At 56.8% G+C, this 14,780-nt stretch carries 15 protein-coding genes and 1 tRNA gene; 13 read left to right on the top strand and 3 right to left on the bottom strand.

Annotated elements, in window-relative coordinates:
• Positions 1-4 precede the first annotated feature (4 nt).
• Positions 5-1,171, bottom strand: coding sequence for a sensor histidine kinase (locus tag JZM60_RS15550; protein WP_207163304.1), 1,167 nt, complete (start codon positions 1,169-1,171; stop codon positions 5-7).
• Between the two features lie 288 nt (positions 1,172-1,459).
• Here JZM60_RS15550 and flgM point away from each other — a divergent pair, with 288 nt between their 5' ends.
• From flgM to JZM60_RS15485, 13 genes are all read left to right on the top strand, one after another.
• Positions 1,460-1,771 (top strand): flagellar biosynthesis anti-sigma factor FlgM, encoded by a 312-nt coding sequence (gene flgM / locus JZM60_RS15545; protein ID WP_207163303.1) that lies wholly within the window; start codon positions 1,460-1,462, stop codon positions 1,769-1,771.
• Positions 1,772-1,880: 109 nt separating this feature from the next.
• Positions 1,881-3,152 carry a tRNA nucleotidyltransferase/poly(A) polymerase-related protein gene (locus tag JZM60_RS15540; protein ID WP_241426292.1) on the top strand — a complete coding sequence of 424 codons (1,272 nt, stop codon included), beginning with the start codon at positions 1,881-1,883 and terminating at the stop codon, positions 3,150-3,152.
• Positions 3,153-3,170: 18 nt separating this feature from the next.
• A tRNA-Gly gene (locus JZM60_RS15535) sits at positions 3,171-3,245 on the top strand.
• A 369-nt stretch (positions 3,246-3,614) separates the two neighbouring features.
• Positions 3,615-4,331 carry an enoyl-CoA hydratase/isomerase family protein gene (locus tag JZM60_RS15530; RefSeq protein WP_207163301.1) on the top strand — a complete coding sequence of 239 codons (717 nt, stop codon included), beginning with the start codon at positions 3,615-3,617 and terminating at the stop codon, positions 4,329-4,331.
• Between the two features lie 82 nt (positions 4,332-4,413).
• Positions 4,414-5,004 carry a TetR/AcrR family transcriptional regulator gene (locus JZM60_RS15525; protein ID WP_207163300.1) on the top strand — a complete coding sequence of 197 codons (591 nt, stop codon included), beginning with the start codon at positions 4,414-4,416 and terminating at the stop codon, positions 5,002-5,004.
• 138 nt (positions 5,005-5,142) lie between these two features.
• The gene (locus JZM60_RS15520) at positions 5,143-5,943 is read left to right on the top strand and encodes a nitroreductase family protein (protein WP_207163299.1); all 801 of its coding nucleotides are present in this window, start codon (positions 5,143-5,145) and stop codon (positions 5,941-5,943) included.
• Positions 5,944-6,230: 287 nt separating this feature from the next.
• Positions 6,231-6,656 (top strand): organic hydroperoxide resistance protein, encoded by a 426-nt coding sequence (locus JZM60_RS15515; protein WP_207163298.1) that lies wholly within the window; start codon positions 6,231-6,233, stop codon positions 6,654-6,656.
• Positions 6,657-7,117: 461 nt separating this feature from the next.
• On the top strand, positions 7,118-7,666 hold the full coding sequence (locus tag JZM60_RS15510; protein ID WP_207163297.1) for a glutathione peroxidase: 549 nt from the start codon (positions 7,118-7,120) through the stop codon (positions 7,664-7,666).
• Positions 7,667-7,771: 105 nt separating this feature from the next.
• A complete protein-coding gene (locus tag JZM60_RS15505; protein ID WP_207163296.1) occupies positions 7,772-8,767 on the top strand; it encodes an aldo/keto reductase in 996 nt (331 codons plus the stop codon).
• 117 nt (positions 8,768-8,884) lie between these two features.
• Complete coding sequence (locus tag JZM60_RS15500; protein ID WP_207163295.1) at positions 8,885-9,973, top strand: aldo/keto reductase; 1,089 nt, start codon at positions 8,885-8,887, stop codon at positions 9,971-9,973.
• 87 nt (positions 9,974-10,060) lie between these two features.
• Positions 10,061-11,122 (top strand): NAD(P)-dependent alcohol dehydrogenase, encoded by a 1,062-nt coding sequence (locus JZM60_RS15495; RefSeq protein ID WP_207163294.1) that lies wholly within the window; start codon positions 10,061-10,063, stop codon positions 11,120-11,122.
• Positions 11,123-11,139: 17 nt separating this feature from the next.
• Positions 11,140-11,682 (top strand): flavodoxin family protein, encoded by a 543-nt coding sequence (locus JZM60_RS15490; RefSeq protein WP_207163293.1) that lies wholly within the window; start codon positions 11,140-11,142, stop codon positions 11,680-11,682.
• A 47-nt stretch (positions 11,683-11,729) separates the two neighbouring features.
• On the top strand, positions 11,730-12,911 hold the full coding sequence (locus JZM60_RS15485; protein ID WP_207163292.1) for an MBL fold metallo-hydrolase: 1,182 nt from the start codon (positions 11,730-11,732) through the stop codon (positions 12,909-12,911).
• A 39-nt stretch (positions 12,912-12,950) separates the two neighbouring features.
• Here JZM60_RS15485 and JZM60_RS15480 read toward each other — a convergent pair whose 3' ends face one another.
• Positions 12,951-14,171, bottom strand: a complete 1,221-nt coding sequence (locus tag JZM60_RS15480; protein ID WP_207163291.1) for an NAD(P)/FAD-dependent oxidoreductase — start codon at positions 14,169-14,171, stop codon at positions 12,951-12,953.
• On the bottom strand, positions 14,168-14,764 hold the full coding sequence (locus JZM60_RS15475; protein ID WP_207163290.1) for a 4Fe-4S dicluster domain-containing protein: 597 nt from the start codon (positions 14,762-14,764) through the stop codon (positions 14,168-14,170). The genes JZM60_RS15480 and JZM60_RS15475 overlap by 4 nt, the downstream gene beginning before the upstream one ends.
• Positions 14,765-14,780: the final 16 nt, after the last annotated feature.

Here is a 14,780-nt window from a genome sequence, read left to right as displayed (position 1 = left end):
CGCTCTAGCTGAAATGTCTGGGAATCGAGAGGGTGAAGGTGGTCCCGTCGGGCTCCCGGCTGGTGAATGCGACCTTTCCCTTCAGGTAACGCTCTCCGAAGAGTTTTACGCTGTAGGTGCCGATTCCTCTGCCGGTGGTGGCTTTGGTGCTGAAGGACCGCTGGAATATCTGGAGCTGTACCTCTGCCGGCATCACGCCGGGATTGGTTACGCTGAAGGTGACCCGGTCGTCGTCGCCGGAACAGGAGAGAGTGACGGTCCCTCCCCGAGGTGTGGCTTCCAGGGCGTTTTTGACCAGGTTCCCCAGGATGCGGTACAGAATCTGCCGGTCGCTCTCGATGAATGCGTCGACGATATCCCCCATGGCCAGGGTGCGCCCTTCCCCAATGTCATGGGAAACGTAAAGGGCATGCACTTCCTTCATCAGTGCCGGTACATGCACCATCCCCGGATTCGGCTTGAATTCCCCCTTTTCGGCGGCAAGCAGATTGCGCTGATGGTTGATCTCATCAATGAGCCGGCCCGACAAGAGGACCAGCCACTGCTTGTATTCTGCTTCTTTCCCCGCTGGCAGGCCAGGGTTCTCGGCGAGCATTGAGGCCATGCCGTGAATGCCGCCTGCCGTGTTAATCACGTCATGAAAAAAGACCCGTTCAAGGATGTTCCGCCGCTTCTGGTCGCTGATGTCGCGCATGATGCAAACGGTAACCGGGATGCCGTTAACGGTGGCCGGGTTCGAACAGACCTCCAGGTCCAGGGATGTTCCGCCTTTGCGGTCAAGGGTTATGTGGCATTCGTGGCAGCTCTGGACGAGGTTCTGCTGGCTTTCCAGAATCGACATTACCGCCCCGCATACGGAGCAGTGATTGCCGGTACCGCATCCGGACGGTCCCTCCGAAGAAAATATGCAACCGAAGGCCTCGCCGGGACGCTTGCCGATGATGGAATTGGGGTTCCCCAGCCTGAAGGCGTCCAATAACCGCTTGTTGACGGCAATAACCTGGCGCTCGTGGTTGAGTATGAGGGCGTAGTCGGGAATGGCGTCCAGCAGTGATGAGAGGGTTCGATCAAGTAGCACGCGATAGCGAATCTCATCAACCTCCATGCGGGATGCCCGCTCGGCGGGGGCGAAGTAAGTCGCGGTATTATTTTCCTGGGCAGACTTGGTCATCAGCCGGATCTCCGATTCTTTTAAAGTTTTAACAATTTAGCTGCATTCGTCGCGGCAGTCAATGTTGTTATCCTTCCCGTGCCCGGCGGTGCTTAATTATGAATCTCCATTATCCGCCTCACTGATATTCATAAATACTACCGCAAGCGCGAGTCAGTTAATTGACGTTTTTTGCGTTTTTTCGCCAATTTTTTTTGGGGAGGTGTCATTTTTTTCTAAAGATTTTTCCGCTCCGTGACGATATAGTAATTAATAAGAGAAACGGAGGGTACGGAGGCTTTGAGTGCCATGAAAATAGACGATAATCCGATATTGCCGGCAACTGTTGTGACAAGAAACGATGCAGCTGCTGCCCTTGCCGCAGGCGAGGCCCATAAGAACGGAACTGCTGCCGCGGGGCAGGGGGGGGATACGGTCAAACTCTCCGGCAATGCAGAGCGGGTTGCCAGAATGAGCGAGGCTCTCCAGAGCATTCCCGACATCCGGATGGAGCGGGTTGAAGAGATTAAAAAACAGGTGGCTGCCGGAGAGTACAACGTAAGTGCCCGTGCAGTGGCTGAAAAGATGCTCATGTCCATAAAGAAAGGGGTCGCCGTCTGACCGCTTTTAAAAGATATGCTTTGAAAAGCCCGCCTTGCGCGGGCTTTTTTCTTGCCTCGTTTCCAGCGGGTGGTAATCTCATCCCATGAAACCATCCTTCTCGGAATTCATGGCAACTCCGCATCTGGCGACACTTCGACGAATCGCTGCGACCCTTGGCCGGCAGAGCTACCTGGTGGGCGGCAGCCTGCGGGATATCCTGCTGGGACGCGCCGTAAATGATGTGGATGTTGCCGTTGACGGCGGGGCTGATAAGCTTTCCCGTTGCTTCGCCAGTGAGTGTGGCGGTACTTTTTTCCCCCTCGACAAGGTGCGAGGGCATTCCCGCGTCATCTTCAAGGAAGTGCCCGGAACCGTAACCTTCGACTTCGCTCCCCTCAAGGGGCCCGGCATACTCGAAGATCTTGCGCTGCGCGACTTCACCATCAACGCCCTTGCCGTCCCGCTCCAAGGGGACGTTGAATTGATAGACCCACTCAACGGCAGTGCCGACATCTGCGCAAAGCAGGTGAGGCGCTGTTCCGAAGCGGCTTTTCGAGACGACCCGCTGAGGCTCGTGCGCGCATTCCGCTTTGCCGCCACCCTCGGTTTCCGTATTGAGTCCGGAACCCTTGCTGCGATACCAGCACATGCGCCGTTGATCGCAAATTGCGCTGGAGAGCGGATTCGGGACGAACTTTTCCGGATACTCGATATGCCGGACGCCGCCTCCTCATTTCGCATAATGGGCGAATCCGGGCTTCTCTCAGCTGTTTTCGGACTCTTGCCGGCACGGGTTTCTTCTGCGGTCGAGGCAGTGGGCAGGATTCAGGGTATTGTTCAATCTAATTTGCCGCTTGGTGCCGAAGCGGCTGTAAAAGTTGAGTCGCGGCTTTGGCAGGAAGTCCAGGAGGGGATAACGGTCCTCTCAATAATGAAGCTGGCAGCCTTTTTAGCCGCGGCCCAGATTGCTCCCCATGGAGCGGTCGAGCGGCTGAAGCTGGGGAAAGTCGGCGGGCAGCTTGTGGAGAAATTGTATTGTGCCGAGGCGTTGCCAATATCAGACCACTATGATGCCGTCTCGGCATACGGTCTCTTCAATGGTTGTGATCCTGCCGGGCTGGAACTCCCTTTGATGCTTCAGGCCTTTGGGCGCATCTCCGAATTACGCTGTGGCGAGTTGGTCGATTACTATCAGCACCGCCACATCCCCCGTGGAGGCACCCTGTTACTGTCCGGGGCCGAAATCATGGCCCTGCTTTCCGTCCCTCCTGGCGGTATAGTGGGGGAAGCGCAGGAGCTTCTCCGGAAGGCCCAGAGCACCGGTGAAGTTAGAACAGACGCCGAAGCGCGCGCCTTCCTCGGGAAAAAACTGTTGACAACCGACGGCCCCATGGGCTAAAAAGTTCATCTCAATCAAGCGGGAATAACTCAGTGGTAGAGTGTCAGCTTCCCAAGCTGAAGGTCGCGGGTTCGAATCCCGTTTCCCGCTCCAAGAAAATCAAGGACTTAGCCGGAAAGGTTAAGTCCTTTTTTTGTTAGTTTAGGGGTTTGTTTCCGTTTTTGTTTCCGTTTGGCGGGGGAAAATACCCTGAAACGGTGTGAGTCATCCTGTATTGTTTTGAAACCTGGATTCCGTAGGAAGTCGCTCCTATACGGATTACGACTGTTGGAATTAATTACAGTGCTGCTGGAATAGATCCTAGAATATGGGCTGGAAAAGTCACAGGAAGAACCTCACAATTTGTTGGTCAGTCTCTGTTGTTTCTGTTTTTGTATCCGTTTTTTGAAAAAGATTCGAAAAAACAGTCTGATAGCGCTAATGATTTCAGGTCGCAGCAAACAATATGGTGAGGGGGGTGAGGTGGAATATCAAACCATAATGGCGACGACTGGTGACAGCGGATTAGGAACTATTATTCTGAATCGCCCCGAGCGACGCAACGCAATCTCCATCCTGATGCGGCAGGAGATCTCTGCCTGTCTGACAACCTGGAACGAAGATGATAACGTGCGCTGCGTGATTATCACTGGGGCCGGAAATACCTTTTCGTCAGGGTTCGACCTGGAAGAATTCAAACAGGTGGAGTGCCATGCCGAGCTGCTGGCATCTTCTTCCCGATATCACCTCGACCTGTGGAACTTCTCCAAGCCGACCATCGCTGTTATAAACGGACCAACAATGGGGGGAGGCTTTGATTTGGCTTGTTTTTGCGACATACGGATTGCCGCCATATCAGCCTTTTTTGGCCATCCCGAGATCAAATTTGGCGCTCCGCCGCTCTACACTCCCTTGCGTCGTATCGTGGGAGATGGGTATGCACGAGATCTATGTCTGACTGGACGAAGGATTGACTCCACAGAGGCGATGAGGATTGGGTTGGTCAGTGCGGTGTATGAGGTGGAGCAATTGCCTGAAGAATCAAGCAAATTTGTAGCAGCCATCCTAGAGGCGCCTGCCGATGGGTTGCGTTATTTGAAGCGCACCTTCGTAGCCGATAACTGCAGCTTTGAGGAGTCTTTTGTTCTTGAACACGACCGGGCCTTTCGAGAGGTCATCCTAAAATTATTCGGAGGTTGAATGAAACGGTTATGGATGCTCGGCCCAAGGTTGATTAGATCAGGCCTTGACACGCTAAACTTTAACATGCATACTGGTTGGTATGAAAGATCCTGAACGTACTCGTAATGCTCTTCTTGAAGCTGCCTTTAAGGAAGTGCATCATAAGGGCTTCAAAGCCGCCAGTCTCTGCGACATACTGGCATGCACTGATCTCACAAAGGGGGCTCTTTATCATCACTTCCCCAATAAAAATGCCTTGGGACTTGCACTACTAGATGCCATTGAAAAAAGTATTATCGAATGTTTGATTGAACCTCTTCAAATGTGTACAGATCCTCTAACGTGTCTCATGGAAATTTCCAGGGAACTTGTTGGATCATTAACATCGGAAGATATTGAGATGGGTTGTCCTCTCAATAATCTTGCCCAAGAGATGTCAAGTATTGATGAGTCATTCCGGACGAAGGTTTCGTCGATTTACGAGATGTGGCGCGATGGCATAGCCCAAGCTATTGCAGTGGGACAACGGAAAGGATATGTCAGCAGCGGCGTCAACCCAAATGATGTGGCAATATTTTATATTTCCGTAATGTCCGGATGTCGTGGTCTCGCAAAAAATGCCCGGTCAGCAGATATCCTTCAGTCATGTCTTCAGGGTATAGATACTTATCTTCAGGCGCTTCGCGCCTAATATAATTTTTTGCAAAATAACATACCGACCGGTTTGCATGTAAATATTTCTGCCGAAAGTAACTTGTGAGGTTAGGGAGCTGCCCCTGAATAACAGACAGAATCCGGATGACACGAATTACCTTAGAGGAGGATACGAATGAGTTTGATAGCAATAAACCATGAAACCTGCCGGAGAGACGGCAGTTGTAGAGCTGTTTGTCCGGTTGACCTGTTTGATCTGGATGGAGAAGGGTTTCCGGAATTTCGCGAGAGCGCGGATGCACTTTGTCTTGTCTGCGGGCACTGTGTTGCTGTGTGCTCCCGAGACGCGGTCCATCACGCAAAAATATCCATGGCCGAATCACCTCTTATCGACTCTTCTTTGGAAGTTCAATCCGATGCGCTGTTGCAACTTCTCAAGAGTCGCCGCTCAATACGCGAGTTCCATAAGGAAACAATTCCCATCGAGACCATCCGTACACTGATCGATGCCACCCGTTGGGCCCCCACTGCAGTAAACCGTCAGCCGGTTCAATGGATAGTCGTACATAACCCCGCCGAGGTACATCGTCTGGCTGAACTGGTCTACGACTGGCTCCGGCAGGCTGGTGATTCCTCTCGTTATGCCCATTTCATCGATCATTGGGAACAGGGTCGGGATATGATCCTACGCGGTGCGCCGCACGTTGCGGTCACTGTCGGCCCACGCGACTGGAACTGGAGTGCGGTGGACTGCGCCATCGCTCTTACAAATTTCGAGATTGCCGCCACGGCGCACGGCATCGGCACGTGCTGGGCGGGAATCCTGACTTGGGCCGCTAAGGAGCAGCCGGCGCTCCGGGAGGCGCTTGGTGTACCGGACGGCCATGAGGTTTATGAGTCTATGATGTTTGGATTGCCCAAACACCACTACCGCAGAATTCCGCAGCGTAATGACGCCCAGGTGATGTGGCGCTAGCGGATGAAACCGTCTCCCGTGAAAGGAGGTGAAAAATCATGCTGAGAAAACGGTATCAACTGAGGGCCATCGCCCATTGCAAGGAGGGCTGCTGACTCCTGTCCTGGGCATGACGTTAAACTGCCCACCATCTCAACACAACTTGATGATTATCGCCCCGCCCTGCGTCGGCGGCGCTTTATCTGGGAGTAACTCGGTTGTGAATGCGCTTCGACTCCGCTCAGCGCACGAATGCTCCTTGAGCGGAGTCGAAGGGAACTGAACAGACACTGATGGAGGACGACAATATGGACGCGCTTTATTCCACTACGGTGAATGCAGTCGGCGGCCGCTCCGGCACTGTTCGCAGTACGGACGGGCTTCTCGACCTCAAGCTCGCCTTGCCGAAAAAGCTTGGCGGCAAAGAGGACGCAACCAATCCGGAGCAGCTGTTCGCTGCCGGCTATGCCGCCTGTTTCGGCAACGCCGTAATTCACATCACACGTAACAAGGATCATAAAATCGGCGACGCAGATGTCGATATCGCCGCTACCGTCGGTATGGTGCCCAACGGCAGCGGCGGCTTCGCACTTACCGTCGCGCTGGACGTCACCATCGCGGGCGTCGATCTGCAAACCGCAAAGGAGATCGTCGACGAGGCCCACAAGGTCTGCCCTTATTCGAACGCGACACGCGGGAATATCGACGTCGTGCTTTCGGTGAAGACGCGATGAGCGGCAACGGATACCCGGCCGGCCGTGACTGATCCGACTTCTATCGGCCGGATTCGTGACCGGCGATAAAAACAGTGAGGTAATCGGTATGCTTTCCACCACAACACGCGTCTCGACGTTGTTGAAAATCGACTACCCCGTTATTCAGGCCCCGATGGTCTGGCTGACGTCAGCCACGTGAGTGGCAGCGGTCTCTGAGGCTGGCGGCTTGGGGGTACTCGGTCCCAACGCCGGCCGGCAAGGCTAGGCTCATCCCGCTATGGACCGGGGACGTTGCACCAAACTCGGATGGTATTGGCGCGACCAAGATTGGCATGCTCGATGGAGACTGGAAAACGGCGTAGTTTGTGTGTCGGAATCTGCGGGCGGGATTACCAGTATCCTCCCGGCGAAAGAGGTCGTTCAGGAACTGGGTCGGGCATTCTGCAACGAGCCCATTTAACAAGGAAAGGAGTTTTTCGATGGCCATTGATCTCTACAACATACCGCTCACGCGGATTGACGGTACCCAGGCGTCTCTTTCGGAGTACGCGGGCAAGGTGTTGCTCCTCGTCAACACCGCTTCCAAATGCGGCCTGACTCCCCAATATGAAGGCCTGGAGGCGCTCTACACGAAATACAAGGGTGATGGGTTCGTCGTGCTAGGGTTCCCCGCCAATAATTTTGCTGGCCAGGAGCCCGGTGATGACGCCGAGATCAAAAGTTTCTGCTCAACCAGCTATGCAGTTGATTTTCCAATGTTCTCCAAGATTTCGGTCGCGGGCGATGACAAGCACCCGCTCTACGCCGCGCTGATCCAGGCCCAACCCAAGGCGCAAAGCAGCGAGGCTTTTCGCGAGCGCCTCAAAGGGTACGGCATGACGCCCAATCCCGAGCCGGAAGTGCTGTGGAATTTCGAGAAATTTTTGATCGGCCGCGACGGCTCGGTCATTGCGCGATTCGCACCCGATTCAGAACCGCTGGATGAAGCTATTGTACGTGCCGTGGAGGCAGCACTCTCAACACAGTAAGCACAAGTATCGAGGAGCATCTTGAACCGCAGGTGAAGGCATGGATTCCGCGCCGGGCGGGGGAAGATGACAGTCGTAACCCTACATTTCTTTGAGGAGCATGACATGAAGAAACGTATACTTGGAAAATCCGGCCTGGAGGTCTCCGCCATCGGGCTCGGTTGCATGGGCATGACGTGGGCCTATGGCGCACCCGGCGAGCGGGGCGAGATGATCAAGCTCATGCGTGACGCCGTCGAGCGGGGCGTCACCTTCTTCGACACAGCCGAAGTCTACGGGCCTTTCTCGAATGAGGAGTTGGTGGGCGAGGCGCTGGCTCCGTTGCGCGAACAAGTCGTCATCGCCACCAAGTTCGGCTTCAGGATCGACCCGAATGGCAGTCCATGGCCTCTCGGGACAGACAGCCGCCCGGAGCATATCAAGGAGGTGGCTGACGCTTCCCTGAAACGGCTGCGGACCGATCATATCGACCTGTTCTATCAGCACCGCGTTGATCCGGCCGTGCCGATCGAGGAGGTCGCCGGCGCTGTGGCCGATCTCGTGAAGGCCGGCAAGGTCAGGCATTTCGGCCTGTCGGAAGCAGGGGTGGCGACTATCCGGAAGGCGCACGCGGTCCATCCTGTGACCGCACTCCAGAGCGAATATTCCCTTTGGACGCGGGAGCCGGAGCAGGAGATACTGGGCCTGGTGGAGGAACTTGGCATCGGCTTTGTCGCCTACAGCCCGCTCGGACGCGGTTTTCTGACAGGAGCCTTCAGCGCCGACACGAAATTCGCCGAGGATGATTTCCGCGGCACCAATCCGCGCTTTCAGGCCGAGGCCCTGCAGAAGAACGTCGCGCTCGTCGACGCCCTAAAGAATATCGCGCGGGGAAGGAACGTTACGCCCGGCCAGCTTGCCCTTGCCTGGCTTCTTGAGAAAAAGCCGTGGATCGTGCCGATCCCCGGAACGCGCAGGCGTGAGCGGCTTGAGGAGAACATCGCGGCCGCCGGGGTGTCGCTCAGCGCCGCGGACGTCAAGGCCATCGAGGAGGCTGTCGCCGCCCATCCGGTCGAAGGCGGGCGCTACGATGAACGCGGCCTTGCGGCAGTGAATCTGTGAGTGTCGCGGAATTTCTCCCCCGAGCAACGTTCTCATGCCATCGGTTACGACAATGAAGCCCGGCAAGGTCGGAACCCACTCCATTGAGTCAAAACATCTCTCCCGGAGGTAATAATTATGTCACTCGACAACTACGTAACGCTTGGACGCTCGGGCCTGCGCGTCAGCCCCTTCTGCCTGGGAGCAATGACTTTTGGTGAAGACTACGGCTGGGGATCGAGCGTCGAGGAGTCCAACCAGATCATCGACCGTTTCGTCGATATGGGCGGCAACTTCATCGACACCGCCAACTTCTACACCAAGGGTCACTCCGAGAAGATCATCGGCGACCATGTCGGCAGGTATCCCGCCCGTCGAGACCGCCTGGTCATCGCTACCAAGTTCAGCAGCAACCTCTATCCCGGGGATCCGAACGGTGGCGGCTCGAACCGCAAGTCGGTGCTCGCTGCATGCGAGCAGTCGCTGCGCCGCTTGCAGACCGACTACATTGACCTCTATTGGCTGCACAACTGGGATGTTCATACGCCGATCGAGGAACTCATGGCAGCGCTCGACGCACTCGTGCGCTCCGGCAAGGTCCGCTATATCGGCGTCTCCGATACCCCAGCGTGGAAAATCACCGAGGCCAATGTGACCGCGCACTTCCGCAGCTGGTCGGCGTTCATCGGCTTGCAGATTGAGTACTCGCTCCTTGAGCGCAGTGTCGAGCAGGAACTCGTGCCGATGGCGCTTGAACTTGGCCTTGGCATCACGCCGTGGTCCCCGCTCAAAAGTGGAGCGCTCAGCGGCAAGTACACACGCAAGACGGCGGGGCAGGTGAAACCGGACCGTGGGTCCTTCGTCGAGCCGTTTTTGAATGAGCGCACCTATGCGCTGGTGGACGAACTCGAAGTAATCGCGAAAGCACACGACAGTACGGTGGCGCGTGTCGCTCTCGCCTGGGTGCAGGCGCAGCCCGGCGTCACCTCGACGATCATAGGCGCACGTCGCCTCGGGCAGTTGGAGGACAATGTGAAAGCGCTTGAGTTACAAATTACACCTGCCGAACTGGGCAAGCTTGAAGAGCTCACCAAACCGGCCTTCGGCTTCCCGCAGAGCGTGCAACCGCTGTTCGCGGCGTTTCAAAACGGCGGCACGACGGTGAACGGCACGTTCGCAGCGTTGCCGGCGGGCTTCGATTTTGGAAAGGGAGACAAGCCCTATTGACTGACGCCCGATGATCCGATCGACCAGCTGACAAGTGCTGTGGAGGCAACGATAACCAGACAAAGATATCCCAAGGAGGTCAGCATCATGTACAAAGCAAAAGCATATTCAGTTGCCGGCGCCACATCGCCCTTCGTCGCGGATACCATACCGCGCCGAGAGATAGCGGACCGCGATGTGCAGATCGAAATTCTTTACTGCGGCATCTGCCATTCCGATCTCCACACAGCCCGCGACGAGTGGAACAGCGTAATGCCTACTATTTATCCTTGCGTACCTGGGCACGAAATCGTCGGCCGGGTCACGAAGGCCGGTTTAGCCGTCACCAAAGTGAAGCCGGGCGACCTTGCGGGGGTCGGCTGTCTGGTGGATTCCGACCACGATTGCCCCATATGCAAAGCGGATATGGAGCAGTTCTGTACCGGGGCCACGTTCACCTATAACTCACCGGATAGGCATGGCACCGCGCCGGTCACCTATGGTGGCTATTCCGAAAGCATCGTCGTTGATGAGCGCTTCGTGCTGTCTGTGCCGCCGAATCTCAATCTCGCCGGGGTAGCTCCGCTCCTCTGTGCCGGAATAACTACCTACTCCCCCATCCGGCGCTGGGGAGATATCAAAGGCAAGAGAGTCGGCGTGGTCGGCCTTGGCGGCCTGGGGCACATGGGGGTCAAGTTTGCAAAGGCTTTCGGCGCCCATGTGACGGTGTTCACCACCTCGCCGGGCAAGAAAGAAGATGCCTTCCGCCTGGGGGCTGACGAGGTCATCGTCTCCACCAGCTTGGCAGAGATGCGGCAGCACGCCGGATCTTTCCATTTCATCCTCGACACCATAGCCGCAGATCACGACATCAACGCGTACATCGCCATGCTAGGCCTGGAGGGACATATAACCCTGGTCGGCGTGCCCGAGAAGCCGCACCCGCTGGCGGCCTCCGGCCTTATTTTCGGGCACAGGAGCATTTCCGGCTCGCTTATCGGCGGCATCAGGGAGACCCAAGAGATGCTCGACTTCTGTGGTCAACACAACATCACCGCCGATGTGGAGGTGATTCCGGTCCAGAAGATCAACGAAGCCTACGAGCGGCTGCTCAAATCGGATGTGAAATACCGCTTCTCCATCGATATGGCTTCGCTCAGGTCCGAGTGACCCGAAAGGAATAGGTTATGGCGAAAAATGTACTGATATTGTCATGCAGTCCCAGAAAAGAAGGCAACTCCGACCTGTTATGCGATCAGTTCGCGCTAGGTGCGACCGAAGCCGGCTGCCGGGTGGAAAAGATATCCGCAGGTGACAGGCGGATCAATTACTGCACCGCCTGTGACGCCTGTCAGGGCAATGGCGGTGCCTGCGTCCAGAAAGACGATATGGCGGAGATCCTCGATAAAATGATCAGCGCGGATGTGATCGTCATGGCGACGCCGGTCTATTTTTCCACCATGAACGCCCAGACGAAGGCCCTGATCGACCGGACCTACGCGCGATATACCGCGATCACCGGGAAGGAGTTCTACTTCATCATGACCGCCGCTGTCGGCGACAAAGAGCTGCTGGAGCTGACTCTCGAATCGCTCAGGAAGTTCGCTTCCTGCCTGACCGGATCTAGGGAACGGGGTGTTATTTATGGAACCGGAGCCTGGAACAAAGGGGACATAACGAAAAGCCCTGCGATGGACCTGGCCTATGAAATGGGCAGAAATCTCCAGTGACCGGCGCATCGGCTCACCGGTACCGGCGCTCTCGGACGGCGGCGGCGATGAAACGGATCATGTTCTGCGTTATGATATTGGGAGCACTTATAGTCATGGCATATACACTCTTCAGTAATAACAGCGCCACCGCCCTGGCGCTGTCACCGCTATCGCTCGAAAGTGATCAAAAACATCCGGTCATGCTGACAAAAGGCAGAGCGCTTGAACAGGCGCGCGTCATGTGGGATTTTTTCTTCAATAAATCAGCAGACACGCGTCCATCGGGGAAAATACCGGTACAGGCATTGACCAGAGCGCAGCTACTGGCCGCCCCGGACAACATGGTGTATCGTCTGGGACATTCGACCGTATTGATGAAGCTGAACAACGCCTTTTGGATAACTGATCCGATGTTTTCGGACCGCGCGTCCCCGCTGCGGTTCGCTGGACCGGCGCGGTTTCACGCGCCACCCGTCAGTATTGAAGAATTGCCACCAATCAAGGGGGTCATCATCTCCCACGACCATTACGACCATCTGGATCATGATTCAATCATGAAGCTAGAGGGGAAGACAGAATATTTCCTGACTCCGCTCGGGGTGGGGGACATTCTGGCTGACTGGGGGGTGCCGTCGGCAAAGGTGCGGCAACTGGACTGGTGGCAGGAAACTGAAATCGACGGTGTCTGTTGTGCCGCCACACCAGCTCGACACTTCTCGGGGCGCGGTTTCTTCGACAGGAATCGTACCCAGTGGGCATCATGGGTAATCTTTGGCCGTGACCGGCGTGTTTTCTTCAGCGGCGATTCCGGCTACTTCGACGGTTTCAGGCAGATCGGCGACAAATACGGCCCCTTTGATATCACCATGCTGGAAACCGGCGCGTATAACGAGAATTGGCCTGAAGTCCATATGCACCCGGAAGAGGCGATCCAGGCGCATCTGGACCTGAATGGTAAACTCCTGCTGCCGGTGCATAACGGCACTTTTGATCTGGCCATGCACTCCTGGTGGGAGCCTTTCGACAGAATTGCCGCCTTGGGTAATGCCCGGATCGTATCGGTCGTCATTCCCATGATGGGTGAAGCGGTAAGCATGCATGACACTGCGGTTGGTATGCACTGGTGGAAAAGTCTGGAAAAAAATAAAGAAACCAGTATGCCAGCGACCGACTGGTCGAGACAGCATCACGTCAAAAACCAAGCGTCCGCGCAAGGAAGCTCCGCGCCGGTTAGCTCTCTCCCTTAGCCTTCTTCCCATGTCTGAACTGCAGACAACCGCCCCGCATCAGACATTGCAGCCTGTTACCTGCCGGTAGTAGGCATCGTGGTGCGGCGATGCGAGGATGCTGCCGATGGTCCGGTCGACTCGCTGGCGCGAGACATAGAGCTGATACACGTAACCCGACATGCGGGTGTCGCCGATGATGATATAGCCGTTGATCATGCCGTCCTGCAGGTAGACCCTGCGCCAGATATCCCCCTGCTGCCACGTGACCGGTTCGCCGGTAAAGCTCCCCGCCGAGACGATGGGGAAGTCGATGTGCTTTTTGAGCACGTTCGTATTTATCGAGCCGGCATAACTCCCATCGCCGTGCAAGAGGTGCTGTGCCGCGGTACGGGCCTGGCGCATGGCATTGGGGTAGGTCGCATAGACCCCGGCCTCGCCGGTGACCGCATGGGGGGTGACGGCGACATCGCCGGCGGTGTAGATGCCAGCATCCGCCAGCATCTGCCGGTCGGACGGCACCCCCTTGTCGTCACCCCGCAGCGGCTCGGAGTTGGGGGATACCCCGATGGCCACGATCAGCAGTGTCGTTTCCATAGTGGTGTCGTCGGAGAAGCGTACCCCGGAAAGCTGTCCTGCCGGGGCAACGATATCGGTCACTGTGGTCTTGAGCCGGATGTCCAGCCCGGTCTTTTCCGCTAACTTCCGGGTGGCGAACTGTCCCCCTTCCTCGTCGGTCATCTGGGACAGGACGCGGGTGTTGCGGTGAACCAGGGTGATGTCGAGGCCGCGATGCCACAGGGCCAGGGCGGCGTCCACCCCGATGAATCCGCCGCCGAACACCACTGCCTGCCGTACATCGTGTTCGCGGATGTAGCGGTCGATGGCGACCATGTCGGTCAGGGTCTTGAAGCCGAAGACGCCGTGGGTGTCGAGCCACTCCGGCCGGGGGTACCAGCTCCGGGCGCCGCTGGCAAAGAAGAGGCGGTCGTAGCTTTCGGTCCGTCCCGCTGTCGTCCGCACCATTCGCCTCTGTGCATCCACCTCCACCACTGGGTCAGACAGGCGCGGCATCACGCGGTACCGGTCATAAAAGTCGCTTCCCTTCCAGTAGACGGTTTCCAGAGGTTCGCCGGCCAGGTAAAAGGGGATGACGCAGGGGGAATAGGGGGCAAACTCCTCATCGCTGCACATGACGATGTCGTCCGTGAACCCGTCGAGCCTGAGCCGCTCCACGAACTCCGATGCCGCCATGCCCGTTCCTACGGTGACCACCTTCATTCCTCACCTCCCCGGCGCCGGGCAAACTCTTTCCGGCGCAACTCTCGAAAAAGCTCGACATGGGGCGGCAGCCCCTCAAGACCTAAGAGGTAATGCCGCAGCCCCTTGACGGCCCGTTCGGTGCGGGTGGCCTCGTACTCGGCAAAGACGAGGGCACCGGAATGGCATGCCTCGACGCAGGCGGGTTGGCCTCCGGCCTTGACCCTATCGGTGCAGAGGTCGCATTTATGGGCCACATCCCGGCCATATCCGGCGCGGTGGGTGGCCTTGAAGGAGATGGCGTCAAAGGGGCAGACCATGGCGCACATCGCGCAGGCCTTGCACAGTGCGGGATCGAGGATGACGGCCCCGCTTTCCGGGTCCCGGCCGAGCGCCCCCGAAGGGCAGGCATCGAGGCACTCCGCAGGGTCGCAATGTCGGCAGGAGAGGGGAAAGGCTTCCTGGTCAATGCCGAGCACCCGGACGTTCACTTCCGTCTTGCGGTCGCCAAGGGCGGCGAGCAGGGTGCCGCCGGGATGGTGCTCCACTGCGCAGGCGGTTTCGCAGGCTTTGCAGGCAAGGCACTTTTTATAATCAACGAATATCCGTTTCATCGCATCTGTCTCCCTT

This window comes from Geobacter benzoatilyticus (genome assembly GCF_017338855.1).
In the GTDB taxonomy this organism is placed as follows: domain Bacteria; phylum Desulfobacterota; class Desulfuromonadia; order Geobacterales; family Geobacteraceae; genus Geobacter; species Geobacter benzoatilyticus.
Note: the sequence above shows the minus strand (reverse complement) of the source record. Positions and strands in the feature narration are given on the sequence as shown.